18 protein-coding genes are annotated in these 21,668 nt (G+C 34.1%); 11 read left to right on the forward strand and 7 right to left on the reverse strand.

All coding sequences use genetic code 11. The features are described from left to right. The first annotated feature begins 67 nt into the window (after positions 1-67). Entirely contained in the window at positions 68-976 is a 909-nt protein-coding gene (locus CDH49_RS03615; protein ID WP_100614004.1) for a M28 family peptidase, read from the forward strand. A 12-nt stretch (positions 977-988) separates the two neighbouring features. Here CDH49_RS03615 and CDH49_RS03620 read toward each other — a convergent pair whose 3' ends face one another. The 4 genes from CDH49_RS03620 to CDH49_RS03635 all read right to left on the reverse strand — a co-directional run bounded on the left by CDH49_RS03620 (position 989) and on the right by CDH49_RS03635 (position 10,371). Beyond that, complete coding sequence (locus tag CDH49_RS03620; protein WP_100614006.1) at positions 989-2,125, reverse strand: efflux RND transporter periplasmic adaptor subunit; 1,137 nt, start codon at positions 2,123-2,125, stop codon at positions 989-991. Positions 2,126-2,128: 3 nt separating this feature from the next. Then, positions 2,129-6,442 carry a CusA/CzcA family heavy metal efflux RND transporter gene (locus CDH49_RS03625; RefSeq protein WP_100614008.1) on the reverse strand — a complete coding sequence of 1,438 codons (4,314 nt, stop codon included), beginning with the start codon at positions 6,440-6,442 and terminating at the stop codon, positions 2,129-2,131. A 76-nt stretch (positions 6,443-6,518) separates the two neighbouring features. Further along, positions 6,519-6,911 (reverse strand): hypothetical protein, encoded by a 393-nt coding sequence (locus CDH49_RS03630; protein ID WP_100614010.1) that lies wholly within the window; start codon positions 6,909-6,911, stop codon positions 6,519-6,521. A 49-nt stretch (positions 6,912-6,960) separates the two neighbouring features. Further along, entirely contained in the window at positions 6,961-10,371 is a 3,411-nt protein-coding gene (locus CDH49_RS03635; protein WP_100614011.1) for a hypothetical protein, read from the reverse strand. 120 nt (positions 10,372-10,491) lie between these two features. Here CDH49_RS03635 and CDH49_RS03640 point away from each other — a divergent pair, with 120 nt between their 5' ends. The 3 genes from CDH49_RS03640 (at position 10,492) to CDH49_RS03650 (ending at position 13,485) form a co-directional block, all read left to right on the forward strand. Beyond that, positions 10,492-11,256 carry an exodeoxyribonuclease III gene (locus CDH49_RS03640; RefSeq protein ID WP_100614013.1) on the forward strand — a complete coding sequence of 255 codons (765 nt, stop codon included), beginning with the start codon at positions 10,492-10,494 and terminating at the stop codon, positions 11,254-11,256. 81 nt (positions 11,257-11,337) lie between these two features. Continuing rightward, positions 11,338-12,297, forward strand: a complete 960-nt coding sequence (locus CDH49_RS03645) for an OmpA family protein (RefSeq protein ID WP_100614480.1) — start codon at positions 11,338-11,340, stop codon at positions 12,295-12,297. 147 nt (positions 12,298-12,444) lie between these two features. After that, positions 12,445-13,485 (forward strand): NADP(H)-dependent aldo-keto reductase, encoded by a 1,041-nt coding sequence (locus CDH49_RS03650; protein ID WP_100614014.1) that lies wholly within the window; start codon positions 12,445-12,447, stop codon positions 13,483-13,485. 59 nt (positions 13,486-13,544) lie between these two features. Here CDH49_RS03650 and CDH49_RS03655 read toward each other — a convergent pair whose 3' ends face one another. Both CDH49_RS03655 and CDH49_RS03660 read right to left on the reverse strand, forming a co-directional pair. Next, positions 13,545-15,092 carry an Rne/Rng family ribonuclease gene (locus tag CDH49_RS03655; RefSeq protein WP_100614017.1) on the reverse strand — a complete coding sequence of 516 codons (1,548 nt, stop codon included), beginning with the start codon at positions 15,090-15,092 and terminating at the stop codon, positions 13,545-13,547. 395 nt (positions 15,093-15,487) lie between these two features. Continuing rightward, positions 15,488-15,778, reverse strand: a complete 291-nt coding sequence (locus CDH49_RS03660; RefSeq protein WP_100610248.1) for an HU family DNA-binding protein — start codon at positions 15,776-15,778, stop codon at positions 15,488-15,490. Positions 15,779-15,915: 137 nt separating this feature from the next. On the opposite strand from CDH49_RS03660, the gene mutY reads away from it, so the two are divergent. From mutY to gldD, 4 genes are all read left to right on the forward strand, one after another. Continuing rightward, the gene (gene mutY, locus CDH49_RS03665; protein ID WP_100614019.1) at positions 15,916-16,956 is read left to right on the forward strand and encodes an A/G-specific adenine glycosylase; all 1,041 of its coding nucleotides are present in this window, start codon (positions 15,916-15,918) and stop codon (positions 16,954-16,956) included. Positions 16,957-17,046: 90 nt separating this feature from the next. Beyond that, the gene (locus CDH49_RS03670; RefSeq protein WP_100614020.1) at positions 17,047-17,499 is read left to right on the forward strand and encodes a single-stranded DNA-binding protein; all 453 of its coding nucleotides are present in this window, start codon (positions 17,047-17,049) and stop codon (positions 17,497-17,499) included. A gap of 44 nt (positions 17,500-17,543) precedes the next feature. Then, positions 17,544-18,854 carry a gliding motility-associated protein GldE gene (locus CDH49_RS03675; protein WP_100614022.1) on the forward strand — a complete coding sequence of 437 codons (1,311 nt, stop codon included), beginning with the start codon at positions 17,544-17,546 and terminating at the stop codon, positions 18,852-18,854. Further along, positions 18,847-19,431 carry a gliding motility lipoprotein GldD gene (gene gldD / locus CDH49_RS03680; RefSeq protein ID WP_100614024.1) on the forward strand — a complete coding sequence of 195 codons (585 nt, stop codon included), beginning with the start codon at positions 18,847-18,849 and terminating at the stop codon, positions 19,429-19,431. Before CDH49_RS03675 ends, gldD begins: the two co-directional genes overlap by 8 nt. A gap of 9 nt (positions 19,432-19,440) precedes the next feature. On the opposite strand, the gene CDH49_RS03685 is transcribed toward gldD, so the two are convergent. Further along, positions 19,441-19,866: a hypothetical protein gene (locus CDH49_RS03685; protein WP_100614026.1), complete on the reverse strand. Its 426-nt coding sequence runs from the start codon at positions 19,864-19,866 to the stop codon at positions 19,441-19,443. Between the two features lie 183 nt (positions 19,867-20,049). Between CDH49_RS03685 and CDH49_RS03690 the strand changes: the two genes are divergently transcribed. The 3 genes from CDH49_RS03690 (at position 20,050) to rpmA (ending at position 21,568) form a co-directional block, all read left to right on the forward strand. Continuing rightward, positions 20,050-20,505: a DUF4199 domain-containing protein gene (locus CDH49_RS03690; protein ID WP_100614028.1), complete on the forward strand. Its 456-nt coding sequence runs from the start codon at positions 20,050-20,052 to the stop codon at positions 20,503-20,505. A 98-nt stretch (positions 20,506-20,603) separates the two neighbouring features. Further along, on the forward strand, positions 20,604-21,269 hold the full coding sequence (rplU, locus tag CDH49_RS03695) for a 50S ribosomal protein L21 (RefSeq protein WP_100614030.1): 666 nt from the start codon (positions 20,604-20,606) through the stop codon (positions 21,267-21,269). Between the two features lie 38 nt (positions 21,270-21,307). After that, on the forward strand, positions 21,308-21,568 hold the full coding sequence (rpmA, locus tag CDH49_RS03700) for a 50S ribosomal protein L27 (protein ID WP_100614031.1): 261 nt from the start codon (positions 21,308-21,310) through the stop codon (positions 21,566-21,568). Positions 21,569-21,668 lie beyond the last annotated feature (100 nt).

The raw sequence follows: 21,668 nt of genomic DNA on the forward strand, positions 1-21,668 counted from the left end.
TATAAATCCAAAGTAATATGAATTGCTTTGGATTTTTTATTTAGATTTGGTCATCCTATAAAAGTCTATGAACTTAAAAACATTTTTTTACTGTCTTTTTTCTTTTGCCCTACTTCATGTTTTAAATGCACAAAAAGATAGTCTTGCCTTTAATGAAGACTTATTGTTAATGCATTTAAAAACCTTGTCGTCTGACTCTTTTGAAGGAAGAAGAACAGGGTCTGATGGCGGCATTAAAACCAAAAAATACATTATTAATCAGTTTCATAGTTTTGGATTATCGCCTTTAAGCAAAACATTTGAACAATCGTTTTCTTTTGTAAACCAAAAAAAAGACTATCAAGCCACCAATGTAATAGGGTGGATTCGAGGTTCCGAAAAACCAGATAGTTATATGGTGATTAGTGCCCATTACGACCATGAGGGGATTAAGAATGGTAGTGTATATAACGGTGCCGATGATAATGCCTCTGGAGTATGTGCGCTATTTACTTTTGCCGAATATTTTAAAAATAACCCACCAAAGCATTCGGTTATTTTAGCCGCTTTTGATGCAGAGGAGTTGGGGCTTTGCGGGTCTAAATACTATGTGGAGAATTCGATTATCCCTTTACATAAAATTAAGTTAAACTTAAACATGGACATGATAAGCCGAAGCGATGATAACGAATTGTTTGTTGTTGGTACACGCTACAATGAAAATTTGAAACGATTGATTTTAAATTTTAAAACGATTGGAGATATAAAACTTATTGCTGGGCATGATGGGGAAGACCAAAAGGAAAATTGGACGTATTCTTCAGACCATGCATCATTTTACAGAAAGAACATTCCGTTTTTGTATTTTGGAGTGGCAGACCATAAAGACTACCACCAACCTACGGATGATTTTGAGAATATCCAACCAAAATTTTATATGGAAGCCGTAAATACCATCATATCGGTTTTTAAGGAAATAGATAGGGTAGGGCTATAAAATCTTTTTTGGTTATTCACTACCTTCATTAAGTAACATATAAATCCCTTTTGTTAAAATCTCTTTATTCAACAAAGCCTCAGGATTTGTTATGGCGGTATATGTTTCATTTTGTATTCCAATATCGAGTTTAATTTTTTCAAAGTGAAAACCATCATTGGTTTTATTAGTTAGCGCCAGTATAAAATAATCAGAATCAACCTTGGCAATAGCATCATTGGGTAAAGCAAAATAGCTGGTAGCTTGGTTTATTATCGTTGCCTCTACAAACATGCCAACAATAAAATGAGTTTTGGTCTCGTCTTTAATATGTCCGTGAACATTAACAATTCTATTCTTTTCATCTATAACAGTACCTACTAAGTGTACTGTGGCTTCAAAAGTGTCTTGAGAGGCTTCGGGTATTTTAAATAGTATTTTTTGGTCTTTTTTTACTTTCAAAATATCTTTTTCAAAAACCGCTAATTCTAAGTGAATATGTTCTGTATTGACAATTTCCATGATAATATCCGATGGCGACACATATGAGCCATTACTAACATTTACTTTTGTTACATAGCCATCGATGGGCGCGTATAAGTTGACTGTTGAGGTTATTTGTCCCTGTTCTACAGATGTTGGATTAATACGCATCATGCTTAATTTTTTCCTTAAGCCATTATATTGTGCTAGACTGCTTTTATAGCTACTTTCAGCTTTTAGAAAGTTTTTTTGTGATGTGATTTTTTCATCATAAAGTGTTTTTTGACGGTCGAATTCCGATTTTAAGTAATTAAGCTGCTCTGAAAGTTCTAAATACTGTTGCTGAATTTCAACATAATCAGGGTTTTCAAGAGTTACTAACAATTGTCCTTTTTTTACCCTATCACCAATTAATAATGGGGTTTTGGTAATATACCCACCCATGAAAGTACTAATGCTTGCTTTATTTTGCGGAGGAACATCAATCATGCCGCTGGTTTTAATCGTCTCATCAAAAGATGTTTCCTCCAGTTTACCCAACTGCATTTGTTCGCTTGTAAATTGCGATTTAGTGATTACAACTTGGTTGGTGTTTGATGGTTCTGAAATGGCTGTTTGATTGTTTTTATCTGAATTTCCACAAGCTATTAAAACAAGTGCAAAAAGTATGGTATATGTCTGTTTCATCCTTTATAATATTAAATAATTGATAGCAATAATAGTTTGGTTATAGGCATTGATAGTCTCTAAATAGGTTAATTCAATCTCGGTTGCTGTTTCCATACTTTGTATGTATTGAAAGAAATCAATCTCTCCTTCTTTTAGAGTACGCTCGGCGGTTTTTATAATTTCCTCTGAGAGTGTTTTGCCTTGTGTTTCATAATACAGGATGGCTTCATTATATTGTTGAAGTTTTGCTAGTAGCATTTGATATTCGGCATCTAGCTTAACCTTATAATCTTGTTTTTCACTCTCGGCAACTTCTTGGGCGATCTTAGATGCTTTTATTTTTGAAGCATTACCACTAAAGAGTAAAGGAATTTTCAATCCAAACTGATAGCCTTGTACATTATTTAAATTACTATTGGAGCCTTGAAAATACTCAACACTTAAATCGGGTAACAGGCTTTGTTTTTCTTGCTGATTTAAAGCCTTGTAATAGTGTTTAGCTTCTTCATAATATAGAAGTCCCATATTGCTATCAACAGAAATAGTTTCTAATTCAAGCTTTTTTAAAGGAGCATCTACGATTGTTAAACTATCTACTTGCACCAATTTTTTTAATTCCTCTTTGGCTAAAACAACATCTTGTAACGATTTTTTATAAGCAGTTTCTAATAACTTTCTTTTGGATTTTGCATGTATCATTTCCAAATAATTAGTTTCACCCAATTCAAAACGACGTTCGGCTGCGCTAGCAAAATTTTGATACAAACTATCTAAATATTTATAAGTTTGAGCTTTATGTTTATTATAACTCAAATTATAATATGCCAAATAGATATCACGCTTTAAAGTCTGCAATCTAATATTAAGAGAGGATTCTTGAAGATTCGATTTTACCTTATTCACCTTTTTGTCTGCAAAATAAACCGTTGGAAATTTAAAATCTTGTGAAACCCCAAAAACCCTTAAAGGCAAACCATTGATGGCTATATTGTTTTCGTCGTAGTTATAATATACCGCTGTTTTCTCAAAGTCGAATGCACTGCCAATTAAGGCTTTTGTTTCATCAGCCTTTAATGAATATGCTTTTAAATCGGCATTATTTTCAATAGCCAAAGTTAAAGTTTCATCAATAGTTAATGGTTTGTTTTGTGCATCGATATTAATAGCAAAAAGCATGATGACTATAGATATAATGACTTTTTTATTCATTTTAATTATGGCTTTTTCTTCGAACCAAGCGTATAAAACAGGTAAAACAATAAGGGTAAGAATCGTTGCGCTCACTAAACCACCAATAACAACGGTAGCTAGTGGTCGTTGCACCTCGGCGCCAGCATTTGTGGAAATTGCCATTGGCAAAAACCCTAAAGCAGCTGCCGCTGCTGTTAGCAGAACAGGTCTTAATCGTTCGCTAGTACCTCTTTTTATGCGTTCTTCTATATTCGTAACGCCTTCCTCTTTGAGTTCTTTAAAATGTTCAATTAAAACAATCCCATTCAGTACAGCTATACCAAAAAGCGCTATAAAGCCAACACCTGCTGAAATACTAAAAGGCATGTCCCTTATCCACAGCAATAATATTCCGCCAACAGCTGAAAGTGGTATGGCTGAATATACCATAGCAGCCTCTTTTAAAGAACCAAAAGCAAAGTAAAGCAAAATGAAAATAAGCACAAGTGCAATAGGCACAGCAATCATCAATCGCGCTTTGGCACTTTGTAAGTTTTCAAATTGACCACCATAACTAACACTGTAACCCGTGGGTAGTTTTACGTTGCTTTCAATAATGTCTCTTACATCGTCTACAACCGATTGTAAATCCCGGTTTCTAACATTAATGCCCACTACAATGCGTCGCTTTGTATCGTCTCTTGAAATTTTAGCAGGTCCTGTGTTATATTTTATGTCTGCCAGTTCACTTAAAGGAATCTTTAATCCGCTGGGTGTGTCAACATATAAATTTTCTAGATTTTCTATATTTGTGCGGTGCGCTTCATCTAAGCGGATTACCATATCAAATCGTTTTTCGCCTTCAAAAACAGTCCCAACGGTTTTGCCCGCAAATCCCATGGAGATTAATTCGTTTATATCCGAGATATTCAAACCATATCTGGCAATTTTACTTCGGTTAAACGTAACGGTCATTTGCGGTAAGCCCTCTACTTTTTCAATGATTATGTCTGATGCGCCTTCCACATTCTGAATAAGCATTTTAATTTCATTGGCTTTATTTGCTAAAACAGATAAATCTTCTCCAAAAATTTTAATGGCCACGTCAGCTCTTACACCAGTAATCAACTCATTAAAGCGCATTTCTATAGGCTGTGTAAATTCAACTTCCATACCTGGAATAATAGCGAGTGCTTCTTTAAATTTATCGGCCAATTCATCCTTGCTTTCGGCAGAAACCCATTCATCTTTTGGTTTTAGTTTAATAATAACATCACTTTCTTCCATACTCATGGGGTCTGTAGGCACTTCAGCAGCGCCAATTCTGCTAACTACTTGATCGACTTCTGGGAAGTTATCTAATAGGATTTGCTCAATTTTAGTAGTAATTTCAATGGTTTTGCTTAAAGAGGTCCCTGTTTTTAAAACGGGTTGAATCACGAAATCGCCTTCATCTAACGTAGGAACGAATTCCCCTCCCATGGTACTGAAAATCCAAATACTTACTGCCAGTAAAAGCCCTGCAAGGGAGACGATTATTTTTTTATTTTCCAATGCCCAATGAATAGATGGTTTATATAGTTTGGTTAAAAACCTCATTATTCTAACCGAAATATTTTTATCACTTTGTTTGTTCGGTTTTAAAAACATTGAAGAAATTACAGGAACATAGGTTAAACAAAAAATCATGGCGCCAATCAATGCGAAACTGAACGTTAGTGCCATAGGTTTAAACATTTTTCCTTCTACACCACTCAATGATAAAATGGGGATAAATACGATGAGGATGATAAGTTGGCCGAAAATTGCAGAGTTCATCATTTTAGCGGCACTTTTATGGGTAATGGCATCAATGGTTGATTGCTGATCAGAATACGATAGGGCTTTGATTTTTCCGCTTTGCGATGTAATTTGAAAAGCAATATATTCTACTATAATAACAGCGCCATCAATGATGATTCCGAAGTCGATCGCTCCTAGACTCATTAAATTGGCATCAATGCCGAAGACGTTCATTAAGGTAATGGCAAATAATAATGATAAGGGAATTACCGATGCCACAACCAATCCAGACCTTAAATTTCCTAAGAGTAAAACCACAACAAAAATGACGATGAGCGAACCGAGGATTAAGTTTTCAGCAACAGTAAATGTTGTTTTTCCAATAAGTTCGCTTCGTTCCAAAAAACCATTAATATACACGCCTTCAGGAAGGGACTTTTGAATGGAAGCGACACGCTCTTTAACGGCATCAATAACTTTTTTTGAATTACCGTCTTTTAACATCATAACTTGACCTAGCACTTTTTCGCCTTCACCGTTGCCTGTTATGGCACCAAAACGAGTAGCGCTACCAAAACCTACGTTAGCAATATCTTTTATATAAATCGGGAAGCCATCATCATTTTTTATAACACTGTTTTCAATGTCTTCTAAAGAGGTTACTAACCCTTCACCACGAATAAAAAAAGCTTCATTGGTTTTTTCAATATAACCACCACCTGCAATGCTATTATTTTTTTCTAAAGCATTAAAAACAGCCATGTAATCAATATTCATAGCCTTAAGCTTTTGAGGATTTAAGGCAATTTCATATTGTTTTAAATGTCCGCCCCAAGTGTTCACTTCAACAACCCCAGGAATACCAGAAAGTTGTCGTTTCACAATCCAATCTTGAATAGTTCTTAATTCTGTGGTGCCGTAGTGATTCTTAAATTCGGGTTTAACATCTAAAATATATTGAAAAATTTCACCTAAGCCCGTAGTAATCGGCCCCATTTCCGGTGACCCAAAACCTTCAGGGATTTTTTCGCTGGCAGATTTTATTTTTTCGGCAATCAGTTGTCGAGGCAGATAAGTACCCATATCATCTTCGAAAACAATAGTTACTACAGATAGACCAAATTTAGAAACCGAGCGAATTTCTTCAACACCTGGTAAATTTGCCATTTCAAGTTCAATGGGATACGTAATAAATTGCTCGATGTCTTGAGTAGATAAATTTCTAGATGTAGTGATTACCTGTACTTGGTTATTGGTAATATCGGGCACAGCACCAATGGGGATTTTGGTTAAGGACAAAATACCAGAACCAATAACAAGGGCAATAAATAGTAGGACAATAAGCTTATTCTTTAAGCTGAATTTTATAATGCTTTCTAACATAATTCATTTAACAGAAATTAATAAAAGCTATTCAATATGTACTATTTTGAATAGTTTAAAAAAATATAAAAAGGAATTAGGCTAGTTTGGGCGGTTGAAAAATAGAGGGTTTTTCAAAAGAAGAAAAAGATTCTTTGTATAAAAAAATTACAGGTTTTTCTGTGAATTCCTGAAAGTTTACAATATAGGTTATTTGTGGTGTAAGTATGAAAGAGGAGCTTAAATGGCAAAGGATATGGTGGTGGTCTTTAAAGGGTAAATCCTCGTGTTCACTATGTTTATCTTCATGTGACACCATGTCATTGCCATAATGTTCAGATAAAAATTCAAAAAACGTATCACCATACATCTCTTTATGGAATTTAGCATGTTCCAAAAGGGCATTGAACTTTGAAATATCTTCAATGTTAATGTTGAAACTTTGTACAAGGATCAAAAAAGAATAAAGGATGACAACTAGCTTACCCATACTAGAAGTAATATTACAAAAAAATGCTTGATTATTTCTTATAAAGCTTTTAAAAATAAGCCTTTAATTGTATGCTCCCTGTGTGGATGGTTTTACTGGTTTCGGTTTTTCTGCCATAATAACTCAAATTGACATCTAAAAAATCAGTTAGTTTTTTTTGTGCTAACAAAGTCCACGTAAAATTTTTGCCAGGTTGGAGTCCTTCAAGCATTTGGTAAGCAACTGGTGTATTGGGGTTTCCCTCAAACGTATTTGAAAAATAATTTAATTCGCCATTTATAGCGCCTTTTTCGTTGTTGGCAAAGGTAAATGAGGTGCCATATTTTTGTTGTTTTAAGGACTCAAAATCGCCAATAGTATTGTCTTTGGAAGCATATTGGTAAAACAAATCGAAACGTGTATTATCACCCAGTAAATAGGAAATTTTAGGATTAAAACGGTTTTGGTTAAAATTATAATTTTTACTGGCGAAGTTTTCACTTATGCTTTCATTAGTTTCAAAAGCGGTTAAAAAATTCAGCAACCAACTTTCCTCTATTTTATGAATGATATTCAATTGATGACTTTTCAAACTGTTTTCAATAAACCCAATGGATAATGTGTTTGTTGATTTATTGGACAGATAGGTGTAAGACGTTGTATAATGCTGTTTGCCACGATTAAAGAACAACATATTTCTAAAATTTAATTGCAAGCCCAACTGATTATTAACATCGTTTTCAAAAGGATTTAAATTAAAATTATTGCCATCACGCCTTATTTTTCTATCGATTAAATAACTGGTTTGATTGTAAAAATGTGACCAAAATTTTTCGGTTTTATCTTCTGAAACGGCCCATTGCGACGGATTGAACGTTACCGTTTGGCTAAACCGATTTTGGTGGGTTTTTACAAAAACCCGGTTTGGCAATAGCACCCGAATGTATTTTCCTTGGTCTTGAAATTGCGTAATTTCAAATTCCTCTAACTCTTGTATGCCATTATTGTTATAGTCAATCCACGTGTAAGTGCCTTGCCCTGGTTCTACTTCTACGTATGTGAAATCTTGTTGAGGAAAGGCACCCGAATTGGTTTCAAACAAGGTATTCCATAGCAAAAGTTGTTTAAAAAGATTTTGATTGTACTGAATTCTGGAATTGATGGAACGTTCGTCTTCAATGGTTTCATCTTCGTTTTTAAGCGTTCTGTAATTGGCGTAAAGCGCCAGATTGGTGTTATTGTTTTGTATGAGTTTCGACTTTAAGTAAAATGTATTCGAGCTATTTACTTTTTGTAACTGATTGTTTCTAATACTGTCGTTCACCCTGAATTTATAACCTATTTCAGCAAAAACCTTTAAACTATCGCCAACACCCGTAAAGATTTCGTAGGATTTGAACTTTTGACTTAATGGCGTTAATTGTAATGTTGATATATTGGTTTGTTCATTATCCTCAATGGCGAGTTTGGTGCCAACCCAATTGTTTTTCATGTTGTAAGTTATCCTGTTGAATGACCTTAAAAACGTTGAGGTGTTTATACTTGATTCAGCATTTAGAAAACTAGAATATGATGTGATTTGGAATTTATTCAAAAATAAATTGGCATTAAAAACATGTCGGTTTCCATTAAAGTTTTCAGAGAATTCCAAATGCTCAAAATGGTAATTGGCGTTCCCTTTTTCCTGATGAAATAAATTTAATCCCGTTATAATTAATTGTTGGTTTCCCAGAGGCGTATCAATATTCCAATCACGGGAAAATTCGGCATTGTATAAGCGTTGAATGGTTTTAAAATTCTTCTGGATATAATCAGCATCCGCAAAAGCATCTAAAGTCCACAGACTATCTTTTTTAAAAATGGTTTGGGTTATTTTTAGTTTTCCTGCAAAGCCATCATTATTGGCATCATCTTCAGTTGAAAATAAATTCAAATCGTTTTTACTTCCAGCAGCTTCAAAACGAATGTTGGTTTTTTCGGTCGGATTGTATTGCCCGTTTAAAACAGCAATTTGAAGTTTTGTTGGCGCCACCAATTGAACAATAGGGTTGAAGTTTCCTTGCGGAATGCCAGCAACTGGGGCTACATACTCATAAATATTGTTGATGGCATTAATGCTGCTTAGCACATAATTCCCTTGATTTGGTCCGACTTGAGAGAATGTTACCCGATACAATTCATCCTCTGGATTATTGGAAAACACATAGGCTTCAACACCGCTAATAAACTCCTTTTTGTATAGAATTCGGTTTTCGTTATAAGGCTCCAAAACACCAGAAGGGGCTACCATGAGCGATTTATCATCTCCAGCATTTGCAAGTATTTGAACTTGCTCTTCCGATAGGTTTTGCTGAAGCGGTTGGTTTTTAGAATCACTTTCTGAATACACCGAAACGCCAAAACTCAGTTTTTCACTTTCATGACGTCCTCCACCATACGCCACCAAACGTGAATAATTGCGTTCGCTAAATTGGTAATCCACCGTAATACGCATTTCAGAAGTGATAGGAAATGTGGAATTGAAAATAATTTCCCCGGCATTATAATCGATGATATAATCTTTATTTTCACCACGTTGCACTACCACGCCATTGACGTAAACCGTTTCACTTCCAGAGACGATAAGCACAAACAATTCTCCATTTTGCCCTTGTAATTTATAAGGCCCTTGATTGCCTTCCTGTGCCGTAAATTGGCTTCTTGTAAACTGCCCTCGCACTAATGCGCCAGCAGCAAATACATTGGTTTGCGAATCTTCATTGCCAAATTTAGTATTTACAAACAAGCCTTGCACACGCTTAGAAAAATTGGCAAAATAAGAGTTGGCATTTTGTAAATCGATATCACCAGCGCGAATGCTCCATGTATCGCTAAACAATTCAATAAACACTTGATCGAATTCATCCAAACGTTGCGAATAACCGCTTTGCTGCAATGGTATATTGGCATCTTGAATAGATGCTCTTAACGACACTTTATCATTTAGTTTTCCGCTTATTTGTAAGTCGAGTTCGCTTCTTAAAACCGAGTTTTGATTATTACCAACAGTCACGCCACGTAAAATACTTCCTGAAGTCGTTAGCCCATCAAAAGGAATAAAGTTTTTAGCCTCATTAGGTTGCGACAGTTTATAGAGTTTTTGTTGGTTACTGGTATTTTCAACAATAATATTTTCATCAAGTTGTTTGTAGGTTTTGGTCAAAAAATCCGGGAATCTTAAATAATCGATGGTGATAGAATCGGTTTCCAAAGGTTTTTTCAGAATTAAAATAGCTTTAGGAAAATTAATGGTATAAAATGTAGAATCTACCAATACATTATTTTTATCTTTTATTGAAAACAAATTAGGATTGATGCTCACACTATCAATAACAACAGTATCATTTACAGCAACTTTTTTAGTTCTATAGTTAGAAAGTTGATTTTGCGAAAAGCCACAAAAACCAATTAAAAAAATAAGAATTGCTGCAATTTGCTTCATTGATACTTAAACTGCCATTAGTTTAAAATATTTTGTTGATAGATTTTGATAAATCCAAAACAAAATAATAGCGTAAAAGTAACGCATTATTTATTTTAGCTGAAAATCTTATTTTAACAAATGAAAATTATATCCTATAACGTGAATGGTATTCGGTCTGCCATTAATAAAGGTTTTATGGGTTGGTTACAAAGTGCCAATCCAGATGTTATTTGTTTACAAGAAATAAAAGCGTTGAAAGAACAATTGGTTTTAGACATTTTTGAAGAAGCAGGATACCCATATCATTATTGGTTTAGTGCACAAAAAAAGGGTTATAGTGGGGTTGCTATTTTAAGTAAAATAAAACCCAATCATGTTGAATATGGCACAGGAATTGCTTCGATGGATTTCGAAGGTAGAAATTTAAGGGTCGATTTTGATGGGTTTTCGGTTATGAGTTTATACTTGCCTTCTGGAACCAACGATGCCCGTTTAGGACATAAATTAGAATACATGGATATGTTTCATGATTATATAAATACGCTTAAACAAGTCATTCCCAATCTTATTATTTGTGGAGATTATAATATTTGCCATGAAGAAATTGATATCCATAATCCAAAAGGTTTGAGTAATGTATCTGGTTTTTTGCCTGTAGAACGTATGTGGATTGGTAATTTTATTAATAACGGATTCATTGATTCTTTTCGGCATCTCAATAAAGAACCACATAATTACACTTGGTGGAGTTACCGAGCTAATTCTAGAGCTAATAACAAAGGCTGGAGAATAGATTACGCCATGATTACAAAGCCATTACAAGAAAAATTAAAAAGAGCCGTTATATTGTCGGACGCCGTTCACAGCGACCATTGTCCCATTTTAATTGAAATAGAAGAATAGTAAACAGTTTGCAGTTGCAGTTAACAGATGTTGAAACTGAATACTGAGACTGACGACTTTATAATTAAAACCAAATTAAACATGAAAAAACAGATTTTACTTTTATTATTTGCAACTTTAATTTTAACAAATTGTGTATCGCCAAAAGTATATAAAGATTTGGAAGCCAAGTACGCCGATTTAAAATCTGAAAACAGAAAACTTTCAGACGATAATGAAACACTTTTAAGCGCAAAAACAGCCGCTGAAAATGAATTGAAAAAATTACAATCCGCTTACGATGCTGCTCTAGCCGAACGTGACAGATTGCAAAGTGATTACAACGCGACTAAATCAAATTATGATGCTTTAAAAGCATCGTATGATGCCTTAGAAACAAATAGCTCGGCAGCTATTGCTTCAAACACAAAAAAGAACAGGGAGTTACTTGCGGAACTTGAGGCTAAAGAACAAGCGCTTGCTGCTGAAAATGCCCGGTTGGAAGCCCTTAAAAGAGAATTGGCAGACCGTTCCAATCGAGTAGCTGAATTAGAAAAAGTCATTTCAGATAAGGATGCAGCCATGACGGCTTTAAAAAATGCGATTTCCAGAGCCTTAACCGATTTTGAAGGCAAAGGATTAACCGTTGAGCAAAGAGATGGTAAGGTGTATGTGTCTATGGAAAATAAACTACTTTTCGATTCTGGTAGTTGGGCAGTTGGTACGGAAGGTAGAAGAGCTGTGCAACAATTAGGCGGTGTATTAGGCGAGAATCCAGACATAGCTGTTTTAATCGAAGGCCATACCGATAATGTGCCTTATCAAGGTAGTGGACAATTAACAAGCAACTGGGATTTATCGACCAAACGTGCAACGTCTATCGTTAATATTTTAAGGGAAAATGCTTCTATAAATCCCGAAAACTTAACTGCTGCGGGTCGTGGGGAGTATGCGCCAATTGCAACTAATAGCACGCCAGAAGGTAAAGCAAAAAACAGACGTATAGAAGTTATTTTAACACCTAAATTGGATGAGCTTTCTAAGTTATTAAGCGAGAATTAAATTTACTCCTATTATAATTTTAAAACCTTTCAGAACTAAAAGCACTGAAAGGTTTTTTTATCTTTACCAATTGTCTAACCAGTCTAACCAGTCTAACCGTCCAAACTGTCTAACCATCTAAATGCAAAGCATTCTAATAATCTGAAAATGGAATATACAACACTACCTCATACCAATATAAGAATCAGTAAAATTTGTTTAGGCACCATGACTTGGGGCAATCAAAATACAGAAACCGAAGGCCATGCCCAATTAGATTATGCTTTAGAGCAAGGTGTAAATTTCATTGATACTGCCGAAATGTATCCAGTACCAGCAACTCCCGAAACGCAAGGAAGAACCAGTAAAACAATAGGCACATGGTTAAAAAAAACAGGAAATCGAGATAAGGTTATTTTAGCAAGTAAAATTGTAGGTCGCTCAAGCGATTATACAGCACATATTAGAACCACGGGAATTAATTCAGTTTCTATAAAAGAAGCCATCGATAACGAGTTAACACGTTTACAAACCGATTACATAGATTTATACCAAATACATTGGCCAGAACGCGACACTAATACGTTTGGGATTCGTGATTATAAACACAACCCCGACGATAGTTGGACAGATAATTTTAATGAGGTTCTACAAGCACTTGAAGCCCAAATTAAAATGGGTAAAATCAGGTATATTGGGATGTCTAACGAAAAAGCTTGGGGAACGATGCGCTTTTTAGAAGAAGCCAAAGCAAACAGTTTGCCACGAATGATTACGATACAAAATGCCTATTCGTTAATAAACCGCATTTTTGAAGGCGATATGGCAGAAATATCAATGCGTGAAAATTTAGGCTTGTTAGCGTATTCACCAATGGCTTTTGGAGTGCTTTCTGGTAAGTACATAAAAGGAACAGCGGCTGATAATGCCCGATTGAAATTATTCCCAAGGTTCGCTAGATACAGTAGCGAACAATGTACCGAAGCCACAAAAAAATATTTAAAAATTGCCGAGACCCATAACATGACCTTGGCACAAATGAGTTTAGCTTTTGTCAACCAACAACCGTTTGTAACCAGCAATATTATTGGGGCAACCAATTTAGAACAGCTTAAAGAAAATATAGAAAGTATTCATGTAACCTTAAGTGAAGATGTTTTAAAACAGATTAATGAGGTACATGTTATGATTCCTAATCCTGCGACTTGATAACGTAACGTTTTTAAAAACAAAAAACCCTTACTAAACAAATAGTAAGGGTTTTTAAGTTATTTAATTTGATTACCATTTTTATCAAAAAAGTGGTATTCTAAATATGTGTAAGCGTCTCTTGGTAAAACTTTAACCCATTTTTTGTGTTCAAAAAACCATTTTGAACGTATTGATGGAAAACCTTTTGTTAAAAAGGCTGCTATAAAAGGATGTGTGTTTAAAGTCAGCTTTTTATAGTCTTTTTTTAATAATTGCTCTAGGTCTTGCGTTATTTTTGACACAATTCCTATAGGAGCTTCAACTTCCGCACCATTAATGACTCCGTCCGGATTCTCCTCGCGGGTTTCAATGTTCATTTCTGGTCGAACGCGTTGTCTTGTAATTTGTATCAAACCAAATTTGCTAGGAGGCAATATTTTGTGTTTAGCTCTATCATCTTTCATTTCATCACGAAGGTGATTAAAGAGTTGTTGCCTGTTATCAGCATTGGTCATATCTATAAAATCGATTACAATAATACCTCCCATATCACGCAAGCGCAATTGTCTGGCTATTTCTGTAGCAGCGATTATATTAACTTCTAGTGCTGTATCCTCCTGGTTATTGGCTTTGTTAGATCTGTTGCCACTATTTACATCTATAACGTGTAGTGCTTCGGTGTGCTCTATAATTAAATAGGCGCCTTTTGCCATAGATACGGTTTTACCGAAAGAGGTTTTTATTTGTCTTTCAATCCCGAATTTTTCGAATATTGGAACGTTTGCTTGATACAATTTTACTATTGATTCTTTGTTTGGTGCAATTTCTTGCACATAATCTTTTACTTGATAAAAAAGCTCTTCATCATCAACATGAATGCTTGTAAAGGTATCATTAAATATGTCTCGTAAAATGGACGAGGCTTTATTCATTTCTCCCAATACTTTACTTGGATGATGGGCTTTAATAAGTTTTTTACACATTGCGGTCCAACGACTTAGCAAGTTTTGTAAATCTTTGTCTAGTTCGGCTACTTTTTTGCCTTGTGCTACAGTGCGTACAATAATGCCAAACCCTGGTGGCGTTATGCTTTTTACCAATCGTTTTAATCGGTCTTTTTCTTCTTTGTCTTCTATTTTTTGTGAAATGGAAATACGGTTGGAAAAAGGCACTAAAACAATATACCTTCCAGCGATAGAAAGCTCGGAGCTTATTCTAGGGCCTTTGGTTGATATGGGTTCTTTTACTATTTGTACCAATAGCGATTGATTTGATTTTAAGACATCGGCAATTTTGCCGTCTTTATCAATATCTTTTTCAAATGGGAAATTTTTTAAAGAGAAATCTTTTTGTTTACCTGCGCTTACATTTTTTGTGAATTTTAAAAGGGAAGGGAGCTTTGGCCCTAAATCATGATAGTGCAAAAAAGCATCTTTATCATAACCTACATTAACAAATGCAGCATTTAAACCAGGAACAGATTTTCTAATTTTGGCTATAAACACATCACCAACAGAAAAGTTGTTACCTCCTTCTTCTTTTTGTAATTCAATAAGTTTTCCATCTTTTAATAAGGCAAAATCAACATGCTCAGAACTAGATCTAATGATCAATTCTTTATCCATTGAGTTAATTTTTATCCATACTTTCAGATTTAAGTTAAAAGTTAAAAGTTAAAAGTTAAAAAGTTTTAAGGCTTTATAACCCAGAACCCAGAACCCAGAACTCAGAACCAAACGGTACAGATGGATTATACATTATTTTTTCACAGGATTTTTTAAGTCCGTGGAGATCAATTCACGTAAAAGTTTAATACGTTTCAAAACCTCATTTCAAAGAGCGTTTTTTAAAATCGAAAAAAGTAGTTTATTATAACTACTTCTTCGAATTATTTTTTCTTTTTGTGACGATTAGCGCGTCTACGTTTTTTACGCTTGTGCGTTGCAACCTTATGTCTTTTACGTTTTTTACCACTTGGCATAAATAGTATATTTTTTGATTAATAATTTATTTTAATGCGTTATTTTACTTCAACACTACCTTTAACACCTTCAACAAAAACTTTTGCAGGTTTAAATGCAGGGATATTATGTGCAGGAATTTTAATAGTGGTATTTTTAGAAATATTTCTACCTGTTTTTTCTGCTCTTGTTTTAATAATGAAACTACCAAAACCTCTTAGGTAAACATTATCTCCACTTTCTAAAGAAGTTTTTACTTCTTCCATAAATGTCTCAACAGTTGCTTGAACATCTCCTTTTTCAATTCCTAATTTCTCAGAAATTTTTGCTACTATATCAGCCTTCGTCATTTTTAATATTTTATTTTAGTTATTATATATTTAAAAGGGATGCAAATATAGGAATTAAAAATTCAATATTTCAAACCTAATTCATTAAAATTTAAGATTATAAACGTTTATTTTTGTTTGCTTCATATAATGAGTCCATGACATTTTCAAAAACTTTAATTAGTTGGTATTCAAACAGTAAACGAGAACTTCCTTGGAGGCAAACCACTAACCCATATTACATTTGGTTGTCAGAAATTATTTTACAACAAACCCAAATTGTACAAGGGCAACCTTATTATGAGGCATTTTTAAAAGAGTTTCCATCTATTTTTAGCCTGGCTAATGCCCAAGAAAGTCAAGTTTTAAAATTATGGCAAGGATTGGGGTATTATTCCCGGGCAAGAAATTTACATGCTACAGCAAAGTATATCGTTAATGAGCTTAACGGTGTTTTCCCAAACACTTACCTAGAGTTATTAAAATTAAAAGGTGTGGGCGATTATACCGCAAGTGCCATTGCTTCTATTTGTTTTAATGAACCCACAGCTGTTGTTGATGGTAATGTATACAGAGTATTGTCTCGTTATTTTGGCATTGATACTCCAATAAACTCTAGCAACGGAACCAAGGAGTTTAAGCAATTGGCGCAACAACTTATAGACAAAAATAATCCTGCAGAATTTAATCAAGCCATTATGGAATTTGGTGCCGTGCAATGTAAACCCCAAAACCCCAATTGTAGTGTTTGTCCTTTTCAAGAAAGTTGTGCCGCTCTACAAAACAATCGAGTTTCAGAATTACCGGTTAAGATTAAAGCAGCCAAAGCCAAAAAGAAATATTTTAATTTTTTGGTTTTAGTTTCAGAAGATAATAAGACTATTTTAGAAAAAAGAAAGGAGAAAGGTATATGGCAGAACTTGTATCAATTTCCCTTAGTTGAAACACTGCAAGAAAATGATTATGATAATTTTTTACCGCTAATTAAAAACCATCATTTATTAAAAGGAATAGCTTTTGAACTCACACAATATAATAAGGACACTATAATCCACAAACTGTCACACCAACATTTGTATACTAAATTTTGGATTGTAAATATGAATGCACCCTTAGCCAATGGTATTCCCGTAAGCGAAGTTCGTAATTATGCCGTACCTATTGTCATAGGGAATTTTATAGAAGTCTTTAATTTTTAATAGAATCCTATTGGCTATCATAATTTTTTACTAATTTTAAAAAAATGATGTGCAATTGAGTAATTTTGCTATTCTATAAATAAAACGATTATGTCTGGTACATTAAATAAAGTGATGCTAATTGGGCATTTAGGCGATGAAGTGAAAATGCATTATTTTGAAGGCGGTGGTTGTGTTGGTCGTTTTCCATTGGCGACAAATGAAACCTACACAAGCAAACAAACCAATGAGCGTATTACAAATACCGAGTGGCACAACATTGTGGTAAGAAATAAAGGTGCTGAAATATGTGAAAAGTATTTAAGCAAAGGCGATAAGGTTTATATTGAAGGCCGGTTAAAAACCAGAAAATGGCAAGATGAAAGTGGGCAAGATCGTTATTCTACCGAAATTCAATGTACGGATTTCACGTTTTTAACAACTAAAAAAGAAAGTGAAGGTACTGCATCATCAGGTGCTGCAACGGTGCCAAAACCTGAACCAATAAAACATAAGGTTAATGAGCCACCCATTGAAGATGAAGAAGATGATCTTCCTTTTTAATTATATTTGAATTGCTTTTATTTGTTTAACTAATACCAAAGTATTTGGACCCCGACCCCCCGAGTTTTAATTTATTAATGATGGCAGTTGATTTTTCAATTGTTGCTGGTTTTGTTTTAATGTTTGTGTTGTTAGCGTGTTCTGCACTTATTTCTGGTGCCGAAGTGGCTATGTTTTCTCTTACCAAAACAGATATTGAAGATGGTCTCGATAAGAAATCAAAACCCATTCAAATTATATCCAAACTTTTAGAACGCCCAAAGAAATTATCGGCTACCATTCTAGTAGCCAATATTTTTATAAATATGAGTATCGTTATTTTATTTGCTTATTTGGGAGGTTTTTTATTTAAAGATATGGTATCACCCACTTTAAGATTATTTATAGAAGTTGTTATTATTGCCTTTTTAATCTTGTTGTTTGGGGAAATTTTACCAAAAATGTATGCCAGCAGAAACAAATTAAAATTTGTAACGTTTATGGCCTATCCACTAAGTGTTTTAGATGTGGTTTTCTCGCCTTTAAGTCTGCCCATGCGACGTTTCACAATAGCAATCCATAATAAATTAGGGAAGCAAAAAGCCAATTTAAATGTCGATCAACTATCGGAGGCCCTGAAATTAACGAGCGAACACGATACGACCAAGGAGGAACAAAAAATATTGCAAGGCATTGTGTCTTTTGGAAATACAGACACCAAACAGGTTATGCGACCTAGAATAGACATTTTTGCGCTTAATATCGACCAAGAATATTCGGAGGTCATGGCAGAAATCATCGAAAACGGTTACTCAAGAATCCCTGTTTATAAAGATAATATTGATCAAATTGTTGGCATTCTTTATGTAAAAGATTTATTGCCATATATAGATAGAAAAGAATTTGATTGGACAAGCTTAATGCGGGATCCATTTTTTGTTCCTGAAAAGAAAAAGTTAGACGATTTAATGGCGGAATTTCAGCATAAAAAAGTACATCTAGCTGTTGTGGTTGATGAGTACGGAGGCACATCTGGATTGGTTTCTTTAGAAGATATTATTGAGGAAATAGTTGGAGATATTAGCGATGAATTTGATGAGGAAGATATAACCTATTCAAAATTAGATGAAAACAATTATATTTTTGATGGAAAAACAGCGTTAAAGGATTTTTATAAAATTTTAAAGATTGAAGAAACCAATGTTTTTGAAAACCACAAAGGTGAGGCAGAAACCGTTGCGGGGTTTGTTCTGGAAATATTAGGAAGTTTCCCAAAGCAGGGCACAAAAACAAATTTTAAAAATTACGTTTTTACTATTGAAGCTTTAGATAAAAAGCGAATAAAGCTTGTTAAATTAACGATACTTAATGACTAAAACTTTTTATTTCTTATTGTTGGTTGCTATATGTTTTTCTTGTGGCGACCATGTTGTGCCAAAACCCAATGCCTATTTAAGGTTAGAGTATCCAGAGGCAGAATATGTGGAATCTCAAGGCGAAGCGCCATTCTCATTTGAAGTGAATCAATTGGCCACTAAAATAACAGCAAAAGCTATAGAAAGTACTACAGAAAGTTATGGCGTTAATATTGAATACCCAACATTAAAAGGCACCATATTTTTAACGTATAAATCTATAGATAACAATCCAGATAATTTAATGGATTTTTTGCGCGATGCTCAAAAATTCACAACAGAACATATGATTAAAGCAGATGAAATCCCTGTTTACCCTTATGAAAATAAAGAGAAAAAAGTATATGGCATGTTTTCAGAATTAAAAGGCGATGTAGCATCACAAGCACAGTTTTATGTAACCGATAGTATAAATCATTTTTTAACGGGCTCGCTTTATTTTTATGCCAAACCCAATTATGATTCTATTTTGCCCGCAGCAAATTATTTAGGAAAAGATATTAAGCACATTATGGAAACGGTCAAGTGGAAAGAATAAATGCCTGATTTATTTTAAAAGTTCTTGAGCATTTTTGATACTTGAATTCATTTTATCCCGTAGTGCTTTTACTTTAGCTTCTTCTTCATCTAAAAACCTTTGCTTTTCGTCTGTCAAAGGCTTTCCTTTCAAAATTTCATCAGAATCAAAACGTTCACCAAAGCCTTTCATCCAATCCATCATTCCCTTATGGGAATCTTTTAAATCTTGGTTAGCATTCACAAGAGTTTCCGTAGAATCGGTTTCTTTTATTTTTTCATCAATTTGACTTATTAAATTACCAATGGTTCCCATTTTTGGCATGACTTCGTCATGAACTGCCAAAACCTCTTGCATTTGGGATTTTTCATTAGTTGATTCTTTGTTTTCATTTTTACAGCTAGTTGCTATAAATAACACAAACATGGTGATAATTGTAAATTTTAATTGTTTCATTTTATTGAAATTTAGTGCAAACAAAGTTAAGAAATAAAGCAAATACACTTATTGCTTTGCTTGTTTATGTTTTTACTTCAACCGGCAAATGCTTTATTATTATACATTTAATACCTAAAAATTATTATAAGACATATTTTTTTACGAACTTTAGTAGATTAGTAATTATCAAAATTTAGCATTATGAAATCTTCTGCATCCGTAGCACTTAAATATGGGGTTTTTACAGCACTTATATTAATCATATATTTTTTAGCCTTAAAAGTTGTAGGTCTTCATAATAACCCATGGTTTAGAATTTTTAACGGACCTATAATGGCTTATGCCATTTATGTGGCTATTAAAAATTATAAGATTGCCAGTGGTGATGAATTTGATTATGGTAGTGGTTTTAAAACTGGGCTTTCAACCGGATTTATAGCAACCGTTTTATTTGCTGGATTTATGTGCATTTATATGTTTTACTTAGATACTGCATTTACCAATAATTTACTTAGAAATTGGTTCTCTGATTTTGATTATGGAAGTGGTATTTTAGTTTTCATAATTATAATAGAAGGACTGGCATCTACAGTTGTTTTAACACTTACCTGCATGCAACTTTTTAAAAATAGCAGAAATATTCTTCAAAACAAATAAAACATTTGCAGTTTAATTAATTAGCAGTATATTTGCACCCGCCTTTGCCTACGGGCAGGCTCATTTTTGAACAAAATTAATTAATAAAACGTTACGCTATGTACGCAATTGTAGAGATAGCAGGGCAACAATTTAAAGTTGTAAAAGACCAAAAAGTTTTTGTTCACCGTTTACAAACAGAAGAAGGAAAGCAAGTCGCTTTTGATAATGTTCTTCTTATTGGTGATGGTGACAATGTAACTGTAGGCGCCCCAGCTATAGACGGAGCTCAAGTAGGAGCAAAAGTCATAAAGCACCTTAAAGGTGATAAAGTCATTGTTTTCAAAAAGAAAAGACGTAAAGGTTACCGTGTTAAAAACGGTCACCGTCAATCTTTAACTGAAATCATCATTGAAAGCATTGCTGCTTCAGGAGCTAAAAAAGCTGCTAAAGCTGAAAAAGTTGCACCAGCAAAAGTTGAAGCTGCTGCACCAAAAACAGAAGCTAAACCAGCTGCTAAAAAAGCTACGTCATCTAAAGCAGATGATTTGAAAAAAGTGGAAGGTATTGGTCCTAAAATAGCTGAAACATTAGCAGAAGCAGGAATCACTACGTTTGCTGAATTAGCAAAAACAGATGCTGCTAAGATTGCTGAAATTATTTCAGATGTTCGTGGAAACCACGTAACAGATACTTGGCCAGCACAAGCACAATTAGCTGCTGATGGTAAGTGGGACGAGCTAAAAAAATGGCAAGACGAATTAAATGGCGGGAAAGCTGAATAAGCTAACCGATAAGTTTAACAATATAAAAGCTTAAGACAATGGCACATAAAAAAGGAGTCGGAAGTTCTAAAAACGGTAGAGAATCAGAATCAAAACGCTTAGGTGTTAAGATTTTTGGTGGTCAAGCTGCACTAGCTGGAAACATTATCGTAAGACAAAGAGGAAATACACATCACCCAGGCGAGAATGTATATTCATCAAAAGATCACACATTACACGCTTATGTTGATGGCGTTGTAAAATTTTCAAAGAAAAAGGATAACAAATCTTATGTTTCTATCGAGCCTTTTGAGGTTTAAGAAATAATTTTCTTTTTAAAGAAAAAGCCCTTTCTGTTTTCAGAAAGGGCTTTTTTATTTCAAACATCTTTTCCTGAATATGTATTAAATGTTAAATAAT

This window comes from Confluentibacter citreus (assembly GCF_002807055.1).
Taxonomy (GTDB): Bacteria; Bacteroidota; Bacteroidia; order Flavobacteriales; family Flavobacteriaceae; genus Confluentibacter; species Confluentibacter citreus.

What these genes read in the sequence shown, in the direction of transcription:
- CDH49_RS03645 (WP_100614480.1), top strand. Translation starts at nt 11,338, where the DNA reads ATGAAAAAACAGATTTTACTTTTATTATTTGCAACTTTAATTTTAACA.
- CDH49_RS03650 (WP_100614014.1), top strand. Translation starts at nt 12,445, where the DNA reads ATGGAATATACAACACTACCTCATACCAATATAAGAATCAGTAAAATT.
- gldD (WP_100614024.1), top strand. Translation starts at nt 18,847, where the DNA reads ATGACTAAAACTTTTTATTTCTTATTGTTGGTTGCTATATGTTTTTCT.
- CDH49_RS03685 (WP_100614026.1), bottom strand. Translation starts at nt 19,866, where the DNA reads ATGAAACAATTAAAATTTACAATTATCACCATGTTTGTGTTATTTATA.
- CDH49_RS03620 (WP_100614006.1), bottom strand. Translation starts at nt 2,125, where the DNA reads ATGAAACAGACATATACCATACTTTTTGCACTTGTTTTAATAGCTTGT.
- CDH49_RS03655 (WP_100614017.1), bottom strand. Translation starts at nt 15,092, where the DNA reads ATGGATAAAGAATTGATCATTAGATCTAGTTCTGAGCATGTTGATTTT.
- CDH49_RS03640 (WP_100614013.1), top strand. Translation starts at nt 10,492, where the DNA reads ATGAAAATTATATCCTATAACGTGAATGGTATTCGGTCTGCCATTAAT.
- CDH49_RS03615 (WP_100614004.1), top strand. Translation starts at nt 68, where the DNA reads ATGAACTTAAAAACATTTTTTTACTGTCTTTTTTCTTTTGCCCTACTT.
- rplU (WP_100614030.1), top strand. Translation starts at nt 20,604, where the DNA reads ATGTACGCAATTGTAGAGATAGCAGGGCAACAATTTAAAGTTGTAAAA.
- mutY (WP_100614019.1), top strand. Translation starts at nt 15,916, where the DNA reads ATGACATTTTCAAAAACTTTAATTAGTTGGTATTCAAACAGTAAACGA.
- CDH49_RS03625 (WP_100614008.1), bottom strand. Translation starts at nt 6,442, where the DNA reads ATGTTAGAAAGCATTATAAAATTCAGCTTAAAGAATAAGCTTATTGTC.
- CDH49_RS03670 (WP_100614020.1), top strand. Translation starts at nt 17,047, where the DNA reads ATGTCTGGTACATTAAATAAAGTGATGCTAATTGGGCATTTAGGCGAT.
- CDH49_RS03660 (WP_100610248.1), bottom strand. Translation starts at nt 15,778, where the DNA reads ATGACGAAGGCTGATATAGTAGCAAAAATTTCTGAGAAATTAGGAATT.
- CDH49_RS03635 (WP_100614011.1), bottom strand. Translation starts at nt 10,371, where the DNA reads ATGAAGCAAATTGCAGCAATTCTTATTTTTTTAATTGGTTTTTGTGGC.
- CDH49_RS03690 (WP_100614028.1), top strand. Translation starts at nt 20,050, where the DNA reads ATGAAATCTTCTGCATCCGTAGCACTTAAATATGGGGTTTTTACAGCA.
- CDH49_RS03630 (WP_100614010.1), bottom strand. Translation starts at nt 6,911, where the DNA reads ATGGGTAAGCTAGTTGTCATCCTTTATTCTTTTTTGATCCTTGTACAA.
- rpmA (WP_100614031.1), top strand. Translation starts at nt 21,308, where the DNA reads ATGGCACATAAAAAAGGAGTCGGAAGTTCTAAAAACGGTAGAGAATCA.